Source organism: Nocardia vulneris (assembly GCF_001613425.1).
Lineage (GTDB): Bacteria > Actinomycetota > Actinomycetes > Mycobacteriales > Mycobacteriaceae > Nocardia > Nocardia vulneris.
The window spans coordinates 89,475-112,619 of sequence record NZ_BDCI01000041.1 but is presented as its reverse complement, the minus strand read 5'-3'; the positions used below and the strand labels follow the sequence as shown (position 1 = coordinate 112,619).

The 23,145-nt window shown below is 68.7% G+C and carries 18 protein-coding genes and 1 pseudogene; 10 read left to right on the top strand and 9 right to left on the bottom strand.

All coding sequences use genetic code 11. The annotated features are described in order from the left end of the window. Window positions 1-63 precede the first annotated feature (63 nt). The 8 genes from NVU01S_RS35200 to NVU01S_RS35165 all read left to right on the top strand — a co-directional run bounded on the left by NVU01S_RS35200 (window position 64) and on the right by NVU01S_RS35165 (window position 7,952). Entirely contained in the window at window positions 64-1,716 is a 1,653-nt protein-coding gene (locus NVU01S_RS35200) for a serine/threonine-protein kinase (RefSeq protein WP_043665442.1), read from the top strand. Window positions 1,717-1,828: 112 nt separating this feature from the next. Next, complete coding sequence (locus tag NVU01S_RS35195) at window positions 1,829-3,388, top strand: AMP-binding protein (protein WP_043665444.1); 1,560 nt, start codon at window positions 1,829-1,831, stop codon at window positions 3,386-3,388. Between the two features lie 9 nt (window positions 3,389-3,397). Beyond that, window positions 3,398-4,195, top strand: a complete 798-nt coding sequence (locus tag NVU01S_RS35190; protein ID WP_043665447.1) for a M50 family metallopeptidase — start codon at window positions 3,398-3,400, stop codon at window positions 4,193-4,195. A 73-nt stretch (window positions 4,196-4,268) separates the two neighbouring features. Next, window positions 4,269-4,832, top strand: coding sequence for a type 1 glutamine amidotransferase domain-containing protein (locus tag NVU01S_RS35185; protein ID WP_042255539.1), 564 nt, complete (start codon window positions 4,269-4,271; stop codon window positions 4,830-4,832). 84 nt (window positions 4,833-4,916) lie between these two features. After that, the gene (locus NVU01S_RS35180) at window positions 4,917-6,095 is read left to right on the top strand and encodes an acyl-CoA dehydrogenase family protein (protein WP_043665449.1); all 1,179 of its coding nucleotides are present in this window, start codon (window positions 4,917-4,919) and stop codon (window positions 6,093-6,095) included. Between the two features lie 54 nt (window positions 6,096-6,149). Continuing rightward, window positions 6,150-6,614 carry a hypothetical protein gene (locus NVU01S_RS35175; protein ID WP_043665452.1) on the top strand — a complete coding sequence of 155 codons (465 nt, stop codon included), beginning with the start codon at window positions 6,150-6,152 and terminating at the stop codon, window positions 6,612-6,614. An 85-nt stretch (window positions 6,615-6,699) separates the two neighbouring features. Continuing rightward, window positions 6,700-7,497 (top strand): adenylate/guanylate cyclase domain-containing protein, encoded by a 798-nt coding sequence (locus NVU01S_RS35170; protein ID WP_043665454.1) that lies wholly within the window; start codon window positions 6,700-6,702, stop codon window positions 7,495-7,497. Between the two features lie 86 nt (window positions 7,498-7,583). Then, window positions 7,584-7,952, top strand: a complete 369-nt coding sequence (locus tag NVU01S_RS35165; protein WP_043665456.1) for a hypothetical protein — start codon at window positions 7,584-7,586, stop codon at window positions 7,950-7,952. A 17-nt stretch (window positions 7,953-7,969) separates the two neighbouring features. Here the strand turns inward: NVU01S_RS35165 and NVU01S_RS35160 are convergent, their stop codons facing one another. The 4 genes and pseudogenes from NVU01S_RS35160 to NVU01S_RS35145 form a co-directional block, all read right to left on the bottom strand. Continuing rightward, window positions 7,970-8,455 (bottom strand): gluconokinase, encoded by a 486-nt coding sequence (locus NVU01S_RS35160; protein ID WP_043665677.1) that lies wholly within the window; start codon window positions 8,453-8,455, stop codon window positions 7,970-7,972. A 122-nt stretch (window positions 8,456-8,577) separates the two neighbouring features. Then, window positions 8,578-9,051 carry a universal stress protein gene (locus NVU01S_RS35155; RefSeq protein ID WP_052280253.1) on the bottom strand — a complete coding sequence of 158 codons (474 nt, stop codon included), beginning with the start codon at window positions 9,049-9,051 and terminating at the stop codon, window positions 8,578-8,580. Between the two features lie 19 nt (window positions 9,052-9,070). Further along, window positions 9,071-10,645, bottom strand: a complete 1,575-nt coding sequence (locus NVU01S_RS35150; RefSeq protein ID WP_052280254.1) for an ABC transporter permease — start codon at window positions 10,643-10,645, stop codon at window positions 9,071-9,073. Window positions 10,646-10,725: 80 nt separating this feature from the next. Next, window positions 10,726-11,379, bottom strand: a pseudogene (locus tag NVU01S_RS35145) (ABC transporter ATP-binding protein); the annotation flags it as partial. Window positions 11,380-11,540: 161 nt separating this feature from the next. Here NVU01S_RS35145 and NVU01S_RS35140 point away from each other — a divergent pair. Together NVU01S_RS35140 and NVU01S_RS35135 are read left to right on the top strand one after the other, a co-directional pair. Further along, window positions 11,541-12,302: a helix-turn-helix transcriptional regulator gene (locus tag NVU01S_RS35140; RefSeq protein ID WP_043665463.1), complete on the top strand. Its 762-nt coding sequence runs from the start codon at window positions 11,541-11,543 to the stop codon at window positions 12,300-12,302. A gap of 70 nt (window positions 12,303-12,372) precedes the next feature. After that, a complete protein-coding gene (locus NVU01S_RS35135) occupies window positions 12,373-12,798 on the top strand; it encodes an SCP2 sterol-binding domain-containing protein (RefSeq protein WP_043665465.1) in 426 nt (141 codons plus the stop codon). A gap of 161 nt (window positions 12,799-12,959) precedes the next feature. Here the strand turns inward: NVU01S_RS35135 and NVU01S_RS45095 are convergent, their stop codons facing one another. The 5 genes from NVU01S_RS45095 to NVU01S_RS35110 are packed head-to-tail and all read right to left on the bottom strand — an operon-like array spanning window position 12,960 to window position 23,144. After that, on the bottom strand, window positions 12,960-16,328 hold the full coding sequence (locus tag NVU01S_RS45095; RefSeq protein ID WP_063775930.1) for a 3-carboxy-cis,cis-muconate cycloisomerase family FAD/NAD(P)-binding protein: 3,369 nt from the start codon (window positions 16,326-16,328) through the stop codon (window positions 12,960-12,962). Next, entirely contained in the window at window positions 16,312-17,835 is a 1,524-nt protein-coding gene (locus NVU01S_RS35125) for a flavin-containing monooxygenase (protein ID WP_043665468.1), read from the bottom strand. Before NVU01S_RS35125 ends, NVU01S_RS45095 begins: the two co-directional genes overlap by 17 nt. Beyond that, window positions 17,832-19,532 carry a class I adenylate-forming enzyme family protein gene (locus tag NVU01S_RS35120; protein ID WP_052280255.1) on the bottom strand — a complete coding sequence of 567 codons (1,701 nt, stop codon included), beginning with the start codon at window positions 19,530-19,532 and terminating at the stop codon, window positions 17,832-17,834. The genes NVU01S_RS35125 and NVU01S_RS35120 overlap by 4 nt, the downstream gene beginning before the upstream one ends. 58 nt (window positions 19,533-19,590) lie before the next feature. Next, the gene (locus NVU01S_RS35115; protein ID WP_043665471.1) at window positions 19,591-22,254 is read right to left on the bottom strand and encodes an aminotransferase class III-fold pyridoxal phosphate-dependent enzyme; all 2,664 of its coding nucleotides are present in this window, start codon (window positions 22,252-22,254) and stop codon (window positions 19,591-19,593) included. Further along, entirely contained in the window at window positions 22,251-23,144 is an 894-nt protein-coding gene (locus tag NVU01S_RS35110; RefSeq protein WP_043665474.1) for a hypothetical protein, read from the bottom strand. The genes NVU01S_RS35115 and NVU01S_RS35110 overlap by 4 nt, the downstream gene beginning before the upstream one ends. Between the last annotated feature and the right edge of the window lies 1 nt (window position 23,145).

Below are 23,145 nucleotides of genomic sequence, written 5' to 3'. Positions count from 1 at the left end.
GGACACCCGGCCCGCGGGTGGGTAGCCTTTCGCTGTTCGACTCTGGAAGGGAACAGCATCGCGATGCGACCGCTCGACGCGGACGATCCTGTGCGGATCGGTGAGTACCGGCTGCTCGGCGTGCTCGGTGCGGGCGGCATGGGCCGGGTGTATCTGGGCCGCAACGCCGGCGGCCGCACCGTCGCGGTCAAGGTGATCCGGCCGGACCTGGTCGGCGACAACGAGTTCCGGGTGCGGTTCGGGCGCGAGGTCGCCGCGGCGCGGCGGGTCGGCGGCAAGTTCACCGCGCCGGTGCTCGACGCCGACGTGCACGCGAACCCGCCGTGGCTGGCCACCGGCTACGTGGCCGGATTCTCGCTCACCGAGGCGGTCGAGACGTACGGGCCGTTCACCGAGAACCCACTGCTGGTGCTCGCGCACGGGCTGGCCGAGGCGTTGCTCGCGGTGCACGGGGCCGGGCTGGTGCACCGCGACCTCAAACCGTCCAACGTGCTGCTCGCGCTCGACGGACCCAAGGTGATCGATTTCGGCATCGCGCGCGCGATCGAGGACAGCAAGCTCACCACCACGGGCAAGGTCATCGGCTCCCCCGGCTTCATGTGCCCGGAGCAAGTGACGGGCGCGACGTTCGGCCCCGCGGGCGACGTGTTCGCGCTCGGCGGCGTGCTGGTGTTCGCGGCGACCGGCCAAGGGCCCTTCGGGGTCGGCGAAATGGTGCAAATGCTCTGGCGCGTGGTGTACGAAGAGCCGCATCTCGAGGGTGTGCCGGAGCGGCTGCGCCCGCTGATCGCGGCCTGCCTCACCAAGGATCCCGCCGCGCGCCCGACCCCCGAGCGACTCCTCGCGGAACTGACCGGCATCGGCTTGCCCGCGCGCGGCGGCTGGCTGCCCGGCCCCGCGCTGGAGGAGGTGAGCCGACGAGCCGTCGAACTGCTCGACCTCGATTCGGGCCCCTTCGACGTGCCGCACTCCCTCGCCGCACCCGCTACCGAGACCGCGCGGACCGCCGACACCCTCGTGCGTCCGGGCACCGGGCCGAACGCACGGACCGTCACCAGCGGTCCGGGCACCGAGCCACAGGAGGTCACGGCACGCTCCTGGTGGCAGGGCGCGCCGGACCCCGGGCCACCGCCACCGACGTACGCCCATGGGCCGCAGGACGACTCACGACTCCCCCACGCTCACCAGTCGGCCGTCGCCGCCTCGTCACCCGCTGCCCGGCGGCCTACCCGTCGCCGCATCGCGCTCGTTGCTGCGGCGGTCGCGGTATGCCTCGCGGTGGCGCTCGGCGCGTTCGCGATCACGACCTACGTCAACAAGGGCCCGGACGAGCCGAACGCCACCGCCACAGACGCACCGAGCGAGCCGGGCGCCGAACTGCCGGGCGACTACGTCGGCGAGTGGAAGGGCGTCGCGAAAGACACTCTGGGCACCTACGACATCGTCCTGACGTTGCAGGCGGGCGTGCTCGGCGATCAGGTCGGCAGTTCGTCCAACACGGGCCGGGTCGCCGGACTCACCTGTGGCCGCACCGAAACCCTCACGGCGGTGGAACCGGACAAGATCACCCTCACCGCGCAACTCGCCGCGGACAGCGGGCTCTGCAACGACGAAGGCGCCACCTCGGAGCTGACGGTACAGCCGGACGGGTCGCTGTCCTATCGCACCCGCGGCGTCCTCGGCGACATGGTGGGCAGCCTCACCCGAACGCCCTGACCGCGTTCGCGACTGTGAACCGCTGCGCCCGAGCCGGTCTCGACCAGCAGATATCGGCCGGATCCCGAGGGTATGAGACGTCATGTAGTGCCCGGATGGCAGACTGCGGTGCATGGAGGATGCTTCTGGCAGCAGTATGTCGACACCCACCATCACGTGTGCGGGACGCGTGCGAACACAGCCGGACGCGCACCAGCGCGCGGGGCGGCTCGCGGCAGCGCTCGTCGACGCGGGGGTGACGCCGGGGAGCCGGGTGGCGTTGATGCTGCGCAACGACATCGAGTTCCTCGAGGTGTCGCAGGCGGTCTCGGCGTGCGGGGCGAACGCGGTGCCGATCAACACCCGATGGCAGGTGCCCGAGGTCGCCCACGTGCTCGGCGACAGCGGCGCGCGACTGGTCGTCGCGCACACCGAGTTCCTCGATATCGTGGAGCAGGCTGCGCCGCACGAGGATACGACCTTCGTCGAGGTCGCCATGCCCGTCGAGTTGCTCGCCGCCCTCGGCCGCGACGCGGCCCTGGCGACGCCGACCGGCAGGCATCCCACCCTCGAGCAGTGGATCGACGCGCAGGCCGAGCCGCTGGGCCGGATCGAAGGCGCCCGCGACGACGCCACCGGCCTGATCTACACCTCCGGCACCACCGGCCGCCCCAAAGGCGTACTGCGCGAACGGATGACACCGCACCAGTGGCTGTCCATCGCGGGCAGCGCCGCGAAGCGGATGGGCCTCGCGCCGCGCGGGCAGGCCGTCATTCCCGGCCCGCTCTATCACGCCAGCCCGAACGGGATCGCGATGCTCGCGATGCGCATGGGCACCAACATCACGATCATGCCGCGCTGGGATGCCGAAAGCTTCCTGCGCCACGTGCACGAGCACCGCATCACCCAGGCAAAAGTGGTGCCCACCATGCTGTCTCGGCTGCTGTCGCTGCCCGAAGAGGTGCGCAAGCGCTACGACGTCTCCAGCCTGACCCACCTCATCCACTCCTCCGCGCCGTGCCCGCCCGCCGTGAAGCGCGCCGCGATCGAGTGGTTCGGCGACGCGGTGCTCGAGTTCTACGGGTGCGCGGAAGCGGGCACGATCACCTGGATTTCGGCGCAGGAGTGGCTGGCCCATCCGGGGAGCGTCGGGCGACCGGGCGACGGCGCCGCCGCCGTGGTGGTGGACGACGCGGGCGCGCCGCTGCCGGTGGGCGAGGTCGGGCGGGTCTTCGTGCGCGGCGCCGACTACTGGCCGAAGTTCCGCTACCTCAACACCGACGACGACCAGGCCCCCGTGCTGCCCGGCTTCTTCGAGGTCGGCGACCGCGGCTACCTCGACGAGGACGGATTCCTTTATCTCACCGGACGTTCCAGCGAGATCATCATCTCCGGCGGGGTGAACATCTATCCCGCCGAGGTGGAGAACGCGATCATGGCCCTCCCCGAGGTCGAGGACGTCGCGGTGTTCGGCGTGCCGCACCCCGGCGATCTCGGCGAAGCGGTGGCCGCGCAGGTACTACCGCGGCCGGGCACGAAGCTCACCGAAGACGATGTGCGCGCGGGGCTCGCCGGGCAACTGGCCGCCTACAAGGTGCCGAGCCTGCTGCGCATAGTGTCCGAACTCCCGCGCGACGATTCCGGCAAGATCTACAAACGCCGGCTCCGCGCGCAGATGACGCCGGGCGGTTAAGGTGCCCCGGTGGACAGAGCCGAATGGGTCGAGCGTGGCAGCTCCATCGCCGACCGCCTGACGACAACCCAAGCCCAGCCGCCGTGGTGGCTGGTCGCCGGCGCCGCCGTGGTGGCCCTGGTTCTGGTCGGCTACACGCCGCTATGGCGGTTCACCCGCAACATCGTCACCATCGCGCACGAGGGCGGGCACGCGCTCGTCGCGCTGCTCACCGGCCGCAAGCTGAACAGCATCCGATTGCATTCGGACACTTCGGGTCTCACCGTGTCCAGCGGAAAACCATACGGGCTCGGCATGATTCTGACGACGATGGCGGGCTATCCCGCGCCGCCGCTGCTCGGCCTCGGCTTCGCCGCGCTGCTCGGCGCCAGCCGGATCACCCTGATGCTGTGGACCGCGATCGTCCTGCTGGCCGGTGTGCTGATCATGACCCGCAACATCTACGGCATGCTCACCGTTTTCGCGGTGGGCGCCACCGTTTTCGCGGTGTCCTGGTTCGGAACCGACACGCTGCAAGCAGGTTTCGCATATCTCGGCGCGTGGTTCCTGTTGTTCGCCGGGGCGCGGCCGGTGCTCGAATTGCAGCGGGGCCGTTCGCGGCAGTTGCGCAGCCGGCATCAGCAGGACGTCGCCTCCGACGCCGACCAGCTCGCCCGGCTGACCCACCTGCCGGGGCTGCTGTGGGTGGGCTTGTTCGGGGTGATCGCGGTGGGCTCGCTGGTGCTCGGCGCGGGCCTGCTGATCTCCGACACCTCCGGCGTCTGCGTGCCGGTGCTGTCCGGCGGGACGTGTCCGGCGTCGCCGTAGCCGCCGTCCGATGTTTAGCTTTTCCGTTTCGCGGCACGCCTAGACGGGGGCCCGACGACGGAAGGAGTGTCAGATGCCGGACGACCTGAACGGAACGCGCGTACTGGTCATCACCTCGAACACCGGTGTGGAGCGGGACGAACTGCTCGTTCCGCTGGAGCAACTCAAAGGCAAGGGCGCGAGCGTGGTGCACGCGGCGCCGGAGACCGACGAGGTGCAGACCTTCCAGCACGACACGGAGAAGGACGAAACCGTGCGACCGGACGCCGCGCTGTCGGAGGTGTCGGCCGACGATTTCGATGTGCTGGTGGTGCCCGGCGGCACGGTCAACGCGGACAAACTGCGGGCCGAGGGCCGCGCGGTCGAACTGGCCAAGGAGTTCGCCGCGGCCGGCAAGCCGATCGCCGCGATCTGTCACGGGCCGTGGCTGCTCGTCGAGGCGGAACTCACGCCGGACAAAACGCTGACCTCGTACTCGTCCCTGCGCACCGATGTGACCAACGCGGGCGGCCGCTGGGTGGACGAGCCGGTGGTGCGCTCGCCGGAGAACGGCTGGCTGCTGATCACGTCGCGTAATCCGGGCGACCTCGATGATTTCTGCCGGGCGATCGCCGAGGAGCTCGTCGCGGTTTCCTGAGCGCGGCCCGTTCCGCTCCGCCGAACTGAAACATGTTCTACTTTGATGAGCATGGTCGGTTCGACGGATGGGACGGGGAGCGCCGTGGGGAAGGTACTGGAGCGCATCGAGCAGTACGCGGACGAGATCCGGGCGGCAGGCGCCGACGGCGACAAGCTCATGCGCTTGACCGATTCGTCGGCCAAGCGGCTGCGCGAGACCGGGGCGATCCGCATGCTGCAGCCGAAGCAGCACGGCGGACTGGAGGTGCACCCGCGCGAATTCGCCGAGACCACCATGGCGATCGGCGCGATGGACGGCGCGACCGGCTGGGTCACCGGCATCGTCGGTGTGCACCCGTGGGAACTCGCCTTCTTCGACCCCAAGGCGCAGGACGAGGTCTGGGCCAAGGATCCGGACACCTGGATGGCGTCGCCGTACGCGCCGATGGGGGTCGCGACGCCGACCGACGGCGGATACCGGCTCAGCGGCCGATGGTCGTTCTCCTCCGGCACCGATCACTGCCAGTGGGTGATGATCGGTGCCGCGGTCGGCGATCCGGACGGCAAGCGGGTGCTGCCGCCGCAGATACTGCACGTGCTGTTGCCCCGCAGCGATTACGACATCGACCAGGACAGTTGGGATGTCGTCGGGCTGCGCGGCACCGGCAGCAAAGACCTGATCGTCGAGGACGCGTTCGTCCCTGCCTACCGGACCATCGACGCCGCCAAGGTATTCGACGGCACCGCCCCCAAGGACGCGGGGCGCAGCGAGACGCTCTACAACTTCCCGTTCTCGTGCATTTTCCCGCTGGGCATCACCTCCTCGCTCATCGGCATCGCCGAGGGCGCGCTGGCCTGCCATATCGCCGCGCAGCAGTCTCGGGTGGCGATCACCGGCGTCCCGATCAAGGACGATCCGTACGTGCTGTACGCGATCGGCGACGCGGCCGCCGAGATCGCGGCGTCGCGGGCCGCGCTCCTGGAAACCGTGGACCGGTTCTGGGACATGGTCGAGCAGGGACGCGAGGTGAGCTTCGAACTGCGGGCGATCGGCCGCCGCACGCAGACCGCCGCGGCCTGGCGCGCGGTCCGGGCCGTCGACGAGATCTTCGCCCGCTCCGGCGGCGGTGCGCTACAGATGAAAACGCCCCTGCAACGTTTCTGGCGCGACGCGCACGCGGGCCTCGCCCACGCCATCCACGTCCCCGGCTCGATCTTCCACTCCTCCGCCCTCACCCAACTAGGCGGCGAACCCCAAGGCATCCACCGCGCCATGATCTGAGCCCACCCCATTCCCGCACCGATCCGGCGGAAAATTACTGTAGCCTTACCTAATATGAATGTGGGGTTTGCGCTGCAGGATCCGGGTCGTGCGGACCGAACCACGGTCTGGCACAACGCCATCGATCGGTTGATGGCGTTCGAGGTGCGCATGCTCGAGTCGCGGGTGGGCTTCGAGAATGCGAGCGTGGTCGCGGTGGAGCGGGTCGTGCGCGCGCTCGGGCTCGGCGCCGAGCCTGCCGTCACGGGACCGGCCGACCACGAATCCTCCAGTGCGCTCGGATATTTCGTGTCCAGTCAGGTTCAGGTGATCCGGGATATCGCGATCGCTCAGCACGACTACGCGAAGCGCTTGATGATCGCCGCACGCCCGCTGCTCACCGAGGAACTGTTCGCCGATCTCTGGCTCGGGTTCCGCAATTCCGGGAGAACGCCACGGGTGCGGGTCAGACGGGACAATCCGACCCGGGTGGAGCTGAGCGAACCCACTGAGCGGCAGGTCGCGAACCAAGACAGTTGATCGGCGGTCGCGGGGTGCCCACGCGGCATACCGGTCGGCTATGGTCGGACTCGATCTTGCCGACCACTCCCCTGCGACGGATCCCATGATTATCGAGCTCGTCCTCGCGGTTGTCGCCGCACTCGAAGCTGCCGGTCTGGTCGTGCTGTTCGTGCTGCTGCGGCGCAGGCAGCGCGAACTCGACGAACTGCACCGCAAGATCGAGGCCAGGCAGCTGCTGCGGATCAGCGGGCGCGAAGCCGTCAAGACGGTGTGGGACACGGCGAACCTGTTGCGCAAGAAGGGGTTCCGCGGCGCCGTCCTCACCTCGATCGAAGACCTGGCGGGGTGGGCGCAGGTCGAGCGACCGGATCTGGCGCGGCTGACGCCCGACGGGCACGTGGTGATCACCTTCTCCGATATCGAAGGATCCACCGCGCTCAACGAGCGCCTCGGCGACCAGGCGTGGGTGAAACTGCTCGACCGGCACGACCGGCTGATCCGCAAGTTCGTGAGCAAACACGACGGGCACATCGTGAAGAGCCAGGGCGACGGTTTCATGATCGCGTTCGCCGAGCCCGAACAAGCGGTGCGCTGCGGCTTGGACGTGCAGCACGCGCTCGGCAACGGCGGCAAACTCAGTGGGCGCGAACGTGTTCGAGTCCGCATCGGCATCCACATGGGCACCTCGGTGCGCCGCGGCGACGACCTCTTCGGCCGCAACGTCGCCATGGCGGCGCGCGTCGCCGGCCAAGCCGCCGGCGGCGAAATCCTCATCAGCGAACCCGTCCGCGACGCCGTCACCGACGAACCCGACATCACCGTCGTAGCCCACCGCGAAGTAGAACTGAAAGGCCTGCACGGCAAACACACCCTCTACGCCGTCGAACGCACGACCCCGTGAGCTCCCGCCCGCTCGCGGCCTGCGAAATATCCACGGACGCCTGATATCTGCTCGATTCTCCACCTCGGATACGAAAGGATGTCGATGTGCATCGGTCGGATATCTCGGAGCGGAAGTTCTTCGCCGAAGTCGCGAAACGACCTGGCATGTATGTCGGGCGCGTGACCGTGGAGGCGGTGTCGAACTTCCTCCTGGGATATGACCAGGGCGCGGTCCGACACGGCGGTCGCGGACTATCCGAGTGGCGGGACTGGCTGATCGCGAACTATCCGGTCGCACCGAACCTGGGTTGGAGCAGCCAGGTACGCCAAATCGCCCTCACTACAGAAGAATACGAGGCAACCCGAGCGACGGCCCGCACCGCGGACCAGGACGCCCGCGCCGTCAGAGTGCTGTTCGACCTGCTCGATCGTTACCTCGCTGAACGCGAAGGCGCGCAACCTGGTACGGAGTAGATGCGGACTGGGGCGCTTCAGGCGGACGTGTCGTCGCGCAGTGCTGCGGCACACGTTCGGGCCAGTTCGCCGGCGGGGCGGGTTGCGTCGACCACGGTGCCGCGCTCGTCGGCGCCCAAGGGTTCGAGGGTGGCGAGTTGGGAGTCGAGGAGGCTGGCGGGCATGAAATGTCCGCTGCGCTCGGTCATTCGGTGGGTGAGTTCCGCGCGGGAGGCGGACAGGTGCAGGAAGAATGCCGTGGGGGCGGCGGCGCGGAGGCGGTCGCGGTAGGCGCGTTTCAGGGCCGAGCAGGTGATGACGCCGCCGCGGTCGACATGCTCGGCCAGCCACGCCGCGACGGCGTCCAGCCACGGCGCTCGGTCCGCGTCGTCGAGCGGAATACCGGCCGCCATCTTGGCGACATTCGCGGCGGGATGGAATTCGTCGCCTTCGGCGTAGGGCACGTCCAGGGTCGCGGCGAGTTCCCGCCCGACGGTCGATTTGCCGGAACCCGACACCCCCATCACCACCACGATCGGCAATTCGGGTCGTTGCGGCACATCGGCTCCTCAGCGTCGAGTCCGCCGCCGTCGGCGCCGGAAATCCAGGCTCCGAGACTACCGTGGCCGCGGCGGCGGACTGCGCTTCACGGGTTGGCGGATTTGATGATCAGCACGTCGGAGTGCGCCCGGCGGGCGATCTCGGCGGGGAAGGCTCGCAGGAAACGCCCGAACGGCGAGGCGAAGTCGCCGCTGCCGACGACGATCAGGTCCGCGCTGACGTGGTTGGCGATCGAGAGCAGCGCCTCGGCCGGCCCGCCGCGCACCGCGTACTGGACGGCTGGTTCGCTGCCCTGGTCGTCGACGTGCGCGGCGGCGTGCTTCAGCAGTTCGTCGACGGCCGCGGCGGGCAGCACGCTGTAGCTGTCGGAGTCGAGCAGGTCGTTGATCATGGCCCGCTCGGTCGGCGGGAGTTCCGGGTAGGCGCAGGTCACCGTCAGGGTGGCGTGCGCGTCCCTGGCTAATCGGGCGGCGGTCTCCACGGTGCGTAAGGATCGTGGCGTGCCGTCGATGCCGACGATGATGGAACGGTAACTCGGGATCGAAGCGTATTCGGACACAACTGCTCCTCTGACGGGATCAATCGAGATCCCTGCGGACGAAACCGGCAGCGCCGAGCAGCGCGAGCAGTGCGCCGGCGGCTGTCAGCGCCAGCGACGATCGCGCATCGATCGACACTCCGGGAAGGTGCGAAACATGGTTGAACACAGAAACATTCATGGTTGACGCGGACAGCTTCATGGACGGACCGAGGATGGAGACCACCGCCGATTCGGCCAGCACCACCCAGGCGAGCCAGGTGATACGCGGCAGGAGCCCGACGAGGAACACGCCGAGTCCGGCCAGGAAAACACAGGCGGGCAGCTGCGCGAGCGCGGCGCCGAGCAGCCGGGACACCTGTCCCGGATCGCCGGTCCGCAGCGCGTGCGCGGCCCCGAGGCCCAGTCCGGTGACTGCCAGCAGCACGACCGCGGAGCCCAGCGCATAAGCCAGATGCATGGCGACGAAACGCCATTTCGGCAACGTGCCGGACAGCAGCAGGTCCGCGCGGCCCGCGAGCTCTTCGCTGCGGATCTGGAGCACGCCGACGACGGTCGATCCGGCGATCGCGAGGGTGAGCAGCAGCGTCGACATGGCGAGGAAGCCGTCGACGACGTCGACGTTGAATCCGGCGAGCAGGTTCAGCATGCCCTGCGTGCCCTGCGCCACCTCGCCGGCATCGTGTGCGGCCGCCCCGAAGCCGAGACCGAGGCCGAACAGCGCCGCGACCCACATGGCCAGCCCGGCCCGCTGGGCCCGCACCACCATGCCGAGCGCGGTGCGAGTCAGCGGACCGGCCGCGGGCGCACCGGGCGGCGCACGGAACAGTCCGGCGGCGTAGTCGCGGATCTGCTCGATCCGGATCGCCAGCAGGAACAGCGCACCGGAGACCAACGCGCACAACAGGATCGGCCACAGCTGCAGCTGACCGAACGGGTGGATGAACTGCGCCCAGCCCAGCGGGGACAGCAGCCGCAGCACATCGGAGTCGACGGTGTCGCCGAGAGCACGCAGCACGTAGGCCAGCCCCAGCACACCGCACGCGATACCGTAGGCGCCGCGGGCGTGCTCGGTCAGCTGGGCCGCGATGAGCGCGATCGCCGCGAAAACGATGCCGATACAGGCGAAAGCGACGCCGAACGCGACCGCTCCCCCGCTCGCGGCGCCGCCCGCGATCAGCGCGAGCGCGGAGCCGACGCCGACGATCAGGTTCGTGAGGACGGAAACAATCAGCACCGCAACGGAATTGGCGTGCGCACCGAATCGCCCCGCGCGCAACAACTCCAGCCGCCCCAGCGCCTCCTGCGCCCGGGTATTGCGCACGACCACGATGATGTTGACCAGCGCGACGGCGATCGACACGTACCAGCCAACCTCGAAGGCCGCGATACCGCCCAACGTGTTCAGCGCGGTCGGCGGGCCCTGCAGCGCTTGCTGCGAGGTGAGCGTGTTCGCGATCGAAGCGTAGGTCGCACGCTCCAGAGCCGTGGGATACATCTTGTCGAGCCCGCGCACGCCCGCGTACATGCAGCCGATCACGGCGACCATCGCGGCGAGCAGACCGCGATAGTTCAATCGTAGGTTCAGTCGCAGCGCGACGGTCAGGTTCGTCATTTCGCCGGCCCCACCTGCGCGGCGCCATAGTGGCGCAGGAACAAGTCCGCCAATTCCACTGCCTGCGCACCGGATTCGGCGCGCAACTCGGCCATGCCCACGGTCTGCACCGTCGATCCGCTGCGAATGATCGTCACCCGGGAGCAGAGCTTCTCGACCTCGCCGAGGATATGACTGGACAGCAGCACCGTTTTCCCGCTGTCGCGCGCCTCCTCGATGCAGTGGCTGAACTGCTGTTCCATCAGCGGATCCAGGCCGCTGGTCGGTTCGTCGAGGATGAACAGTTCGACGTCGGCGGCGAACGCCGCGATCAACGCGACCTTCTGCCGGTTGCCTTTCGAATACGTCGAGCAGCGCCGGCTCGGGTCGAGTTCGAACCGCTCGATCAGCGCGGCCCGGCGGGCGGGGTCGATGCCGCCGCGCAGCCTGCCGAGGATGTCGATCACCTCGCCACCGGTCAGGGACGGCCACAGATTGAGATCGCCGGGCACGTACGCGAGCCGGGCATGGATCGCCATCGCGTCCGCGCGCGGGTCCAACCCGAAGACCTTCGCCTCGCCCGCGTCGTGCCGGAGCAGACCGAGCAGCGTGCGGATGGTCGTCGTCTTGCCGGCGCCGTTCGGGCCGAGGAAGCCGTGTACCTCGCCCTCGGTCACCTCCAGATCGAGCCCCCGCAGCGCGGCCACTTTCCCATACCGCTTCACCAGCGACCGGACGTCGATAACTGCCGACATCGCAACCTCCCTCACTCGATAGCCCGTGCTACGGGTCGAGTGTGCGCGGGTCAGGGGTGGTGGCGCTTGCACAGATCGGCAGATCCGAAAAGATCTCGCGGGCCGGTGCCGAGGCCGCGGAGGTCATCGACGCGGCAGGTGGATCAGGCTAACCTAACTCCATGGAGACTACGTGGGCGGGCACGTGGAGCATTGCCCCGGACCGGCTCGTTCTCGCCGGCCGGTTCGGCACGACCAGCGCACACCACCACCCGGCCGTGCAGATCACCCTTGCGGTGCAGGGGGAGCTGATCGCCACGGGCGCGGGTGAAACGGTGCGTTGCCGCGGCGTCATCGTCCCCAGCGGCGTCTCCCATGCCCTGCAATCCGGCGGCGCCGATACCCGGGTGCTGTCGATCTACCTGCATCCGGCGAGCCGGGATGCCCGCGAGATCGCCGCCCGCGTGCCCAACGGGACCGGGCCGAACGATTGGGCGGCCGCCGCGGCACCGCTGACGTCCGTGGATGTCGAAGGATGTGCGGACTTGGACGCCGCCGCGGAACGGCTGCTCGCCACCGTGCGCGGCGAACCGGTCGCCGCCGACGGCGTGCACCCGAAACTGCGGGACGCCCTGGATCTGCTGACCGTGCTGATGCCGCGCAAACTGTATCTGCGCGACCTGGCCGAGGCGGTATCGATCTCGCAGCGCAGCCTCGGTCAGCTCTTCGTGAACGAGACCGGCGTGAACTTCCCCGGCGTAGTGCGGTGGGCACGACTGCAATACGCGCTGATCGAGACGCTGGCCGGGCGCAACATCACCGACGCGGCACACAGCGCCGGCTTCTCCGACAGCGCGCACGCGACCCGGGTATGCCGCGAGATGACCGGCGTGCCGCCGAGCGTGCTGCTGCGTGCCGTGCATTCCGGCTCCGAACCGCACTAGCGCGAAAGCGGCCCGGCGGCTTGCGGATTCGTACAAGCGACCACCGCATCGCCCGTGTCACGATCGCGGTATGGCAGCGCAACTGACGCCGGAGACCACCGAGGACGAGTTCAAAGAGTTCGTGCGCGACTCCAGCGACGCCGAGCTCGCGGCATTGATGAACGATCAGGAGCTGCGCCCGCAGATCGTGGCGCGCATCTTCGAAATCTGGTGTGCCGCAGTGCTCGAGCCGAAAACCAGGAAAACCGACGCGACGATCCACTGGCAGCTCGGCGACGGACCCGACCGGTGGGCCATGCACGTCTACCGCGGCACCTGCACCGCAACTCCCGGCCCATCCGAGAAACGCGCCGACGTCACCTTCACCCTCGGCGACGTCGCGTTCCTGCGCCTGGTCGCCCGCGAGGTCAGCGGCGTCCAACTCCTCGCGACCGGCAAACTCCGCCTCAAGGGCAACATGCTCACCGCCATGCGCATCGACAGCTGGTTCGACTAGACCTGCCTCGACGTCGAGGACAGCCACAGCCCGTCGTCCCTGACCGGGGCGAAGCACCCGCCGCGCACATCCCGTCGTCCCGCGCGCGTGTCAGTCGAGCAACACGCGCGCGGCGTACGAAACATCGCGCGGCGGCGACGGCTCCGCGCCGCCGCCACCGTTCACAATCTGTTGAGCACTCGGTCTACGAAGGCGGCGGCGGCACCGAGATAGGTTTCGGGGCGGAGCAATTCGGTGATCTCCTGCTCGGACAAGTGGGTGCGCACCGCGGAGTCCTCCGCCAGCACCTCGCTGAACGAACGGCCGCTCTGCTGAGCTTCGAAAGCCGCCACTTGCAAGACCTTCTTCGCGGCTTCCTTGCCGAGCAGTGGGGCGAGGCGCAGGGCGAGGCGTTCGGCGAGTACCTGCCCCTGGGTGGTGGCGAGGTTCGATTTCATCCGCGCGCCGTCCGCGGTAAGTCCCTCGGCCAGTTCCACGGCGGTGTGCGCGGACCCGCCGACCAGCAGCAGACATTCGCGCAGCGGCTGCCACTCGGCGTGCCACGCGCCCGCTGGTCGCTCGTCTTCGGCGAGCATCGCACCGAGCAGAATCGACGCAAGTGCGGGCACCTGTACCGCCGCGGAACGGATGAGTGTGGCCAGCACCGGGTTTCGCTTCTGCGGCATAGCGGAGGATTCGCCCCGGCCGGCCGCAGCAGGCTCGAACACTTCGGCTATCTCGGTGCGGGACTGGGTGATCACGTCGACCGCGAACTTGCCGAGGGCACCGGAGGTGACGGCCAGCGCCGTCGCCAGATCCGCGATCGGCGTGCGCACTGTTTGCCACGGCACGGGGGCGGCGGTCAAGGCGAGTTCGGTGGCGAACTCGGTGGTCAATCTCTCGTAGATCTCCTCGGATGCCGCCGTGGCCAGGTCCGAGTCGCTGATCCGCGCGCATTCGACATACGAAGCGTACGTTCCGGCCGCTCCGCCGAGTTGCACGGGCAGCCCGGAGGCCGCGACCTGATTCAGCCGATCCCGCGCATCGAGCAGGCCCTGCATCCACACCGCGACCTTGGCGCCGAAAGTGGTCGGCACCGCATGCATTCCGAGGGTCCGGCCTGCGATCGGGGTGTCGCGGTGCGCTCGGGCCAGCCGAGCCAGCGCATCGATGACGCCGTCCAGGTCGTCGATGATGGCGGTGACGGCCCGCGCGGCGATCAGCATGGTCGCGGTGTCCAGGATGTCTTGACTGGTCGAGCCACGGTGTACGTAGTCCGCCGCGGCCGGGTCGACGGCGGCGACCACACGGTGCAGTTCCGCGACGAAGACGACCACGGGATTCGCCGCGCCGCGCGCGGCCTGCGCGAGCGCGTCCGCGTCGAAGCGATACGTCCGTACAGCACGCGCGATGCCCTGTGCCGCCGACGCCGGGACGATGCCCAGCCGCGCTTGTGCCTGGACCAGCGCCAGCTCGACGTCGACCATGGCGGCTATCCAGGCGTCGTCGCTCACCAGTCGCCGCATCGGCACGCCGGCGCGCACCGGTGCCAGTAATCCATTGTCGTGCAAGGTGGTACACGTCCTCTCAACCGAGCGATAGTGTCGTGTGCGGCCGTCGAGGCCCAGTGCGGCGCGAGCGATCCGGTCGGCATCGGACAGGGTCACCGAGTTCACTTGCGGCCGCGGCCCGGCGGCGGTCACCCACCGCACCGATTCGGTCGGCACGCCGAGGGCATAGCGCCGCGGATGCGCGTGCCCGGCCGCCGAGCGCACGGCGTGCGACGCGGCTGCCACCTCGAGTCCGCCGGTCCGATAGCGGCCCCCGTCGGGGTCGCACAGGGTGTAGCTGCGCACCTCACCGCGACCCAACAGGTTGCGCAGCAACGGGTCCGCGGTGCTGCGCAGATCCGGGTCGGGCAGCCTGGCATCGATCATCCGGCCCGCGGTGGTCCGTGACGAGGCCACCCGCGGTGAATCCGCAACGAATCGGCCCGACCGCTCATCGATCCCGATCCGCGTGCCCGGTCCGACGATCCGGACGACGTCGGCCCGGATCAGGGCCGACAGCTCGGCAATTCGGCCGGCGGGTGGTCCGATGGACAGAAACGCGTTCAGCGGCGTGTACCAGCGGTCCAGGTCGTCGCGGTACGAACCGCCCGCGATACCGCCGTGGTCGACCACCAGCCGCACCTCGTTGCGGATGTCGCGCAGCACATCCAGTGCGGCCGGAACCGGCCCGGACACGTTGCCCTGCAACGCATCACCCACATCGCGGTCCAGGTGGCCGATCAGCCATTGCCGGAACTCACCGGGTGAACCGAAACGACAGCCGCGCGTCGGGTCGGCGACCGCGGCCCAATCCCACCGTTCGCCCGAGCCGATCTCGAGGCTGTCGAGGATCGCGGCGGCCGCGGGCTCGGTGGCCGCATGCAGGTAGCGCGCACGGAATCGGCGGAGTTCACGCGGGCTGACCCGCTCCGCGATGAGCGCCGAGTAATACACCGATTCCACTTCGCGGGCCACCAGCGGCCAGACGTCGCGCCGGAACGACACATCGCCGAATCGCTGGGCCCGCTTGCGCAATTCGCCGATCCGCGACAGGTCGAGCAGCACCGGCTCGTGCCTGCCCTCGACCCCTTTCTGGTTGGCGCCTCTGGCGCGATGTGGCACACCGCGCCTGCTGCCCGCGATGATCACCGGCTCGGTGCCCGAGGGCTGGTATTCGAGCCTGCCACCCACTTGCCCGAACGATCCACCGCGGCCGACGGTGAACAGCGCCAGGTAGTCGAAAAAGGTGAGGCCGAGACCGCGGAGGAATACCGGTTCGCCCGCCGGGATTTCCGCGGTGTCGACATCGGCGGCATTGGCGGGCGCCACGTATGTCAAGCCGAGCCGCCGCGCCTCGTGCGCCGGCGAGCGAGCATCGCTGTCCGCACCGATCAAGGCGAGATGCCCTTGCGTCAGCACGACCGCGTCCAGGTCACGGACGCGCACGCCGGTACTGAGTTCGACCTCTTGCAAGCCCGAGGGCTGATCGCGGACATCGAGCGCGGTGGCCGTGATCTCGTTGGCGCGCACCCTGTTCGCGTGCAGGTCCCTGATGTGCTCGTAGGCCCAGCGCAGATAGTGGCCGTACAGCGCCCTGGTCGGATAGGTGTCCGGGCCCAAGGCACGCGCCTCGGCGTACATCGGGTCCGGTAGCTCCGCGAAATTGCCCAGCTCGGTATGAAAGCCGGCCCATTCGTACAGGCTCGGCCCCTCGTCCACCGGTCCGTCCATCTCCACCGTGTCGTCGGTGAAGATGGTGACCTGGGCCGCCACCGTGTTCATCAGCAGGTGCGGCGATTGGTCGGTCCGCCAGACCGCCCCGGTGCCGACCCTGGTCGAGTCGATGAGATACACCTCCACGCCGACCGGATACGTGTCGTCGCCCGCGTTCGCGCAGATGCGTTCGAAAACGCTCAGCCCACGCGGGCCGACACCGACGATCGCGATCCGGAGCGCGGCTGCTGCCGCAGTGCCCGGCACCGCGTCATCCTCCCTGTGCACCGGTGTAGCGGTAGTGGTTCACCGGGGAGTACCGCCCGCCCCAGATGGCGCGGAGGAAGGAACCGGGGCGGATGTAGGCTACTTCGCCCTGGGTGTTGACGTAGTAGGTGCGGGTGCCGCCGTTGATCTCCTTGTAGTAGAGCTCGATGTTGCGGCCGTTGCGTTGCACCGCACGGTGATAGCGGTCGTGCGCGGCCTGGGTCACCTCGGCGACGTCGGCGCCGCGGCGCAGCGTCTCCTTGATGATCCGGACCGTGTGATCGGCGGCCAGTTCGGCGGCCGAATGCCAGCCCGTGCCGGTCCACGAGTACGGCCCGACGATCATCCAGCGGTTCGGGAAACCGGGCACGCTGAGCCCCTCGTAGGCTTGCATGCCGCGGGTGGCGAACAAGGTGCCGAGATCGGCGTCGTCACGGCCGACGATGGTGCCGGGCGGGTAGGCACGCGGATCGATGAATACGACGAATCCCGTTGCGAGCACGATCATGTCGTAGGTGCGGTCGACGCCGGCCGTGGTGCGGATGCCGGTGCGGGTCAGCCGTTCGATCGGTTCGGTGATCAGGTTGGTGTTCGCCCGGTTGAACGTCTGCAGGAACGAGTTCGACAGCACCGGGCGCTTCACCACCAACCCGAACCGCGGGCGCAGCAGCTGCCGCACCGCCGGGTCCTGCACCGCCCTCAGCAGCACAAGCGAATACGCTGCGCGCGCACTGAGATCGAAGCCGACCAGCAAGACCTTCGCCACCGGTTTCGGCAGCACCGCGGCCAGCCGCAACATCAGATCGAAGAATGCCAGTCCGATGCCGTGCAGGAATCCCACGAGCCTGCGCGAGCGCAACACCCTGGCGAGGCCGGAGGTCAGGTCGAAGTCCGGTTTCGGCAGGCACCACACCGGCGTGCGCTGATAGACGTCGACCACCGCGGCGTCGGGGGCGAGCGCGGGCACGATCTGCACCGCGCTCGCCCCCGTGCCGATCACCGCGACGCGCTTGCCCTCGTGCCGATGCGCGTGCTGCCAGGACGCGGTCCGCTGCACCACGCCCGCGAACTCGTCGAGACCGGCGATATCCGGCTCGGTCACCGGATCGACGAACACGCCGACCGCGGTGATCAAGAACCGTGCCGTGATCGTTTCGCCGTTTGCCAGTCGAAGATTCCAGAACCGTTGTGCCGCATCCCATTTCTGTCCCACGACGTGCTTGCCGAACTGGAGGTGCGGGTAGAGGCCGTACTGCCGGGCGGCCCGCACGTGGTAGTCGCGGACCTCGGCGCCCTTCGGAAAGAACCGAGTCCAGTTGCGGTTCTTCAAGAACGAGTACTGATAGGCGAGTCCGGGCGAGTCGGCACAGATCGCCGGATAGGTGTTGCTGTGCCAGCTGCCACCGACATCGTCGGCCCGCTCCAGGATGGTGAAATCCTGGATACCGGCCTGCTTCAGCTTGATTCCGGTGACGATCCCACTCGGACCCGCCCCGACCACCGCGACCGTGAAGTCGGGAGCTGTCATGTCCACCGGCCCTTTCCGATGGCCTCGGCGGCCCCGAACAGTTGTTTGCGCAGCGCGACCCGGCGGACCTTCCAGGTCGCGGTGCGCGGAAACTCCGACCACTTGACCTGGATCGGCTCCGCGAGTTCCGGCATGTCATGGGTCGCCGCGCGCCAGGCGTTCTTGTCCAGCTCGCGGTCACCGTCGATGCTGAGCACGGGCTGCGGCGGGCCGCCGGCGATGGCGAGCACGATGACCTCGGTGGTTTCGGGCAGCCGGTCGAGCAGCACGTCCTCGAGTTCGATGGTGCTCGATTCGGGCAGGCGATCGATCTCGCGGTCGATCATGCGCACGGTGCCCCAGCGGCTCACGATGCCGAGATCGCCGAGATCCCACCATTCGCCGTCCACCTTGTGGGTGTGCCGGTCCTGCTCGTTGACGTAGGCGAGGCAGCGTCCCGGCGCGGACAGCTGGATCAGGCCGACCTGACCGCGCGGCACCGGGCGCCCGGTCTCCGGGTCGACGCAGCGGACCTTGCCCCAGCGCGGCACCGCCCAGCCGAGCACCTGGGTGGGCGGCGGCCGATGCCCGACGCGGCGCACCGAATGCCGGACGTAGACGCGGACCGCCACCGGCCCCGCCTCCGACTGGCTCCACGACTGCAACCACAGCGGTTGCCGACGTTTGCTGGCGTTCAAGAACTTTCGCATCGTGCGGGTGTGGATGCCGTCGTAGGAGCTGACATACACGCGGACGTCGGCGAACGGACGGCCGGGATCGTCGATGTACTTCTCCCAGTAGAGGAATCCGTTCGGCACGGTCTCCATGAAGGTCGGCCGGTAGGCGACGAGCGCGTCGCGCACCGCGGGATCCATCGGATCCGACAGGCACAGCATGGTGGGTTGCACCGTCGCCATCGCCAGCAGGCCGGTGATCACCCGCTGGTGGCAGTAGGGCTCGCAGATCGCGAACCGGTCGGTGGCCCGCAGGCCGACCCCGGGCCAGCGCTCGGCCTCGCCCAGCGCCAGCGAGTACAGCGAATTCGCGGAATGCATCACGAGTTTCGGCGCGCCGGTGGTGCCGGAGGTGTGCGTGATGACCATCGGTTCGAACGGCTGGCGCATCGCGTTCTCCGGCACGACGCCTTCGTCCAGGGCGAACCAGTCGTCGAGGTCGGGCCGGTCGTCCGGGCGCCCGACGCAGGCCGTGCGCACGGTCTTGGCGACCAGTTCCGGGTCGATGCCCATCCGGTCCACCGCGCCGGCGTCGGTGACCAGGAACGGCGTCTCCAACCGGCCGATCAGGATGTCGAGCACCTCGCGGCTGTGGTTGTCCGAGATCAGCGCCGGGATGGCGCCCAGGCGGGCGATCGCACTGGCCAGGAACGCGGTGTCGAGATGGTTGCGCTTGACCACCGCGACGCGATCCCAGGGCCGTACCCCCCACGCGTTCAGTTTCGCGGCGAGGTGATCGACGATGGTCGCGCAGTTGCCGTAGTTCAGTATCGTGCCGAATTCCGGGGCCAGATCCGGTACGCGGTCCACGGTGATGGTGTTCAGCGAACCACGCTGCGCGGCCGCGTGCCACACCTCGCCGATCCGGCCGGTGGCCGGGATGCGCGAGACCGGGCTGATGCGCTTCTGGAAACGCGACGGGGCATACACCCGCAGGAAATCGGGGACCGGGCGCGCGGCGTGCGCGTCGGTGGCTGTGCTCATGTTCTCTCCGTAACGATAGGTGCTGCGTTGTCGGGTAGGGGCGGTCGAGCCGGGCCGGTCAGGCCGCGAAGAAGCCGTGCGTGCTCATCTCGCGGATGCTGCTGTCGAACGCCTCGGCGATGTCGCGGACGTCGTCCTCGGAGTGCGCGGCGTTCAACAGAATCGTGTGCAGCTCAGGCAGATACACGCCGCGGCCGCGCATGTAGTACGCGAGCGCGAGGCTGGCCTTGATGTCCGCGCCGGACAGGCGATCCCGGATCAGCGGGCCCTTCGCGTAGTCGAACGCGATGGAGAAGATCGAGTGCTTCGCCTTGATACCGCAAGGCACACCGAGTTCTTCGACGCTGGCCCGCATCAGCTCGTACAGCTGCTGGGTACGGTCCTCCAACCGCTGGTAGATCTCCGGTGCGCCGGACAGCTCGCGCAGCACCGCGACACCGGCCGCGGCGGTGATCGAGTTACCGCTCATCGTGCCGCCGACGAAGGCCCGCGAATCCACGTCGAGGAACGGATCCTCGCTGGTGCGTGCGACATTCACGACCTCGGTCCGGCCCACCACTGCGCCGCACGGCAGGCCGCCGCCGATGATCTTGCCGAGGCAGGTCAGGTCCGGGCGGACCTCGACCAGGTGCTGGACGCCGCCGTAGCAGGCCCGGAAGCCGGTGACCACCTCGTCGAAGATCAGCACGATGCCGTGCGCCGTGCAGACCTCGCGCAGTTCGCGCAGGAACTCCGCGTCGTAGGTCACCGTGGCCGAGGGCATCGGTTCGATGATCACCGCGGCCACGTCGGCGGACTGCTCGGCCAGCACGCGCAGCGAACTGCGGTCCCCGTATTGCAGCACCATCGTGTCCTCGACCACGACCTGGTGCACGCCGGCGGAATTCGCGATGGCCGTCGGCGCGGTGCGGTCGCCGCTGTAGCGGAACCACGAGCTGACCATGCCCTGATCGGAGAACCCGTGGTAGTGACCCTCGAACTTCGCCACCCGCTGGCGGCCGGTGTACGCCCGGCCCAGGCGCAGCGCCACCTGCACGGCTTCGGTACCCGAATTGGCAAGCACCACTTTGGCATCCGGGCCGAATGCCTCGGCGATCAGCTCCGCCAGCTCGAGCTCCGGCCGGTTGCCGAGCGAATTCACGGCACCGCTCGCGGCGGCCTCGCTGATCGCCGCGACCGCGCACTTGGGCGCATAGCCGAGAATGTGCGGACCGTAGCCGGAGGACAGGTCGATGTAACTGTTGCCGTCGATGTCGACGATGCGCGAGCCTTCCGCCTCCGCCACGATGAGCGGGAACGCGCTCGGCAGCGCGAACCGATCGAGGTGCGAGGGCGCGATCAGCGGCCGCTGCTGGTCGTTCTTCACCTGCATCGACAGCGGGATCCGGCGCCCGAGCCGATTCTCGAAGTCCTCCTTCAGCTCGTCGCTCATATAGGGCGAGAACCGGTCGGTGAACTTGCGGCCGTTGCGCCAGATATCGATCTCGGGATCGATCCGGCAGATGTAGCCCTCGCCGGTCAGGAACGCGAGCGCGAGCAGAGAGAACGACGTGGTGACGCGCGCACCATAACTGCGCAGCAGCCGGGTGCCCTCGTCGAAGAAGCCGACGGTGGACCACTTGTAGGACTCCGTCTCGAAATGCTTGCGCAGGATGACGGCCAGCTTGGCTTCGTACTCGTCGCGGGCCGGACCGAGCCGGCCGGGCTGTGCCACGAACGCGCGGGTGAACCGGTCCGAGGCCACCGACCATTCCTTGCGGACACAGGCGTAGAAGAACGACGCCAGGTTCCATTTGTCGTCTTCGCTCAGGTAGCCGACCAACCCGAAGTCGAGCGCGATGATGCCGCCCTCGTGGGTGAACATCATGTTCCCCGGATGCGGGTCGACGTGGAAGCACCCGTGGAAGAACGCCATCGTGTAGAAGACGTCCTGCAACCGGCGCGCCAGGTCCGGATGCGAGGCCTGTACCCGCTCGACCTCTTCGCCGGAGACGGCGTCGACGAACTCCATGACCAGGATCTCGGCGCGGCAGTGCTCCTCGTACACGGTCGGAATCGTCAGGTACGGGTGCGTCCGGAAGTTGTGCGCGACGGCCTGCTGGCGTTGCGCCTCGCCCAGCATGTCGCACTGGCCGATCAGGGCGGGACGCAGTTCACCGAAGTGCGCCGGGCCGTCCAGCGAACGCACCTGCGGGATGATCCGGTGACCGATGGCGAGCAGGATGCCGATCACCGTGGAGCTTGCGCGAATACGCTCGGCGACACCGGCTTTCACGATCTTCACCGCGACGGCCCGGCCGTCGCGCAGGGTCGCCCGGTGCACCTGCGCGACCGAGCCCACCGCGAGCGGCGCCCAGTCGAAATCCGCGAAGATCTCCTCCACGGCGACGCCGAAGCCTTCGCGCACCTTCTTGCGCAGTTTCCGGCGGCTCATCGGCGGCAGACCGGAGAAGAACTCACGGAAGTTGTCGGCGGCGTCCGGGGAGAACCATCCGGTCTGCGTGCCGAGGATCTGCCCCGCCTTGATGTAGAGCGGTCCCATGCGCAGCAGGTAGCGGCGCAGCATCGCGGTTTTGCGGACGTCGTCGGTGCGATTGCGCGGCACCAGCAGGTACTCGGCCGCGAGAATGCTTGTCCACCAGGCAAGTCGGACGGTTTCGGCGATCCCGACCACGAAGCCGGTGCCCGGCCGCCGTCCGGCGGCCGGCGTCTGTGCTGTCATCGGTGGTCCCCCTGTTCTGTGGAGCGTGCCGCGGGCCTGCGGTAGACCGAGGCCGCGGCGACCGGGCCCGCGCCCGCGGCGAGCAGCAGCAAATCCGTGGCCGGGCCGTCGGCGGTGGCCGCCGCGTACGCGACCAACGAGGCGGCGGTATGCGGATCGCGGCCGTACCCGGCCGGCGCGGCCACGACGAGCCCGAAGCCCAGTTCCGCGGCGACCCGCGCGCCGAAATCGGCCACCGGCTGCGTGGTGACCAAAGTCGTTGTGGCAGGGTCGATATGCTCGGCATCCAGGCAGTCGTGCGCGGCCCGGACCGCGGTCTTGAAGACCTCGTCCTCGTCGAACACCGACCCGAAGCTGAGGGTTTCCCGCCCGGTCGCGCCCATCTCGGCGAGATCGACGTACCCGTGCGGTTCGAACGTGCCGGTGGTCGCGGCGCCGTACACCTTGCCGAAACCTACTTGCTGTGCAACATGTTTCAGCACCGCGGCGGCACCGCTCGAGGCATAGGGAAAAGACCGTGCGGGGTCGGTGGACGGGTGGCCGTCACCCGCGACGACCAGACAGCGGCCGCTGCCGCGCGTCCGCAAGATCGCGTCACACACCTCCACCGCACCGAGAAATCCGCACGGGCCGTTCATCAAATCGAAGGACAGCACCGGCTCGATATCCGACGCGTACCGCAGGCCTATTTCGGCGCGTTTCTGGATCAATGCGGCCACGGCCGGTTCCACGATATTCCGGTCGCGATAGACGCCGGTATTGATGAAGGTATGGATACCGGCGTCGCCCACCTCGGCCACACAGGCACGCGCGGCCCGCACCGCGTGTTCGATGGCGCTTCCGGTATCCGCATCATTGCTCACCTGGACGGTTTCGACCACGATACCCATG

Bases quoted from the DNA above. Each gene is read 5' to 3' on its own strand.
- NVU01S_RS35200 (WP_043665442.1), top strand. From the start codon at position 64: ATGCGACCGCTCGACGCGGACGATCCTGTGCGGATCGGTGAGTACCGG.
- NVU01S_RS35195 (WP_043665444.1), top strand. From the start codon at position 1,829: ATGGAGGATGCTTCTGGCAGCAGTATGTCGACACCCACCATCACGTGT.
- NVU01S_RS35185 (WP_042255539.1), top strand. From the start codon at position 4,269: ATGCCGGACGACCTGAACGGAACGCGCGTACTGGTCATCACCTCGAAC.
- NVU01S_RS35175 (WP_043665452.1), top strand. From the start codon at position 6,150: ATGAATGTGGGGTTTGCGCTGCAGGATCCGGGTCGTGCGGACCGAACC.
- NVU01S_RS35170 (WP_043665454.1), top strand. From the start codon at position 6,700: ATGATTATCGAGCTCGTCCTCGCGGTTGTCGCCGCACTCGAAGCTGCC.
- NVU01S_RS35160 (WP_043665677.1), bottom strand. From the start codon at position 8,455: ATGGGGGTGTCGGGTTCCGGCAAATCGACCGTCGGGCGGGAACTCGCC.
- NVU01S_RS35150 (WP_052280254.1), bottom strand. From the start codon at position 10,645: ATGACGAACCTGACCGTCGCGCTGCGACTGAACCTACGATTGAACTAT.
- NVU01S_RS35140 (WP_043665463.1), top strand. From the start codon at position 11,541: ATGGAGACTACGTGGGCGGGCACGTGGAGCATTGCCCCGGACCGGCTC.
- NVU01S_RS35135 (WP_043665465.1), top strand. From the start codon at position 12,373: ATGGCAGCGCAACTGACGCCGGAGACCACCGAGGACGAGTTCAAAGAG.
- NVU01S_RS35125 (WP_043665468.1), bottom strand. From the start codon at position 17,835: ATGACAGCTCCCGACTTCACGGTCGCGGTGGTCGGGGCGGGTCCGAGT.
- NVU01S_RS35120 (WP_052280255.1), bottom strand. From the start codon at position 19,532: ATGAGCACAGCCACCGACGCGCACGCCGCGCGCCCGGTCCCCGATTTC.
- NVU01S_RS35115 (WP_043665471.1), bottom strand. From the start codon at position 22,254: ATGACAGCACAGACGCCGGCCGCCGGACGGCGGCCGGGCACCGGCTTC.
- NVU01S_RS35110 (WP_043665474.1), bottom strand. From the start codon at position 23,144: ATGGGTATCGTGGTCGAAACCGTCCAGGTGAGCAATGATGCGGATACC.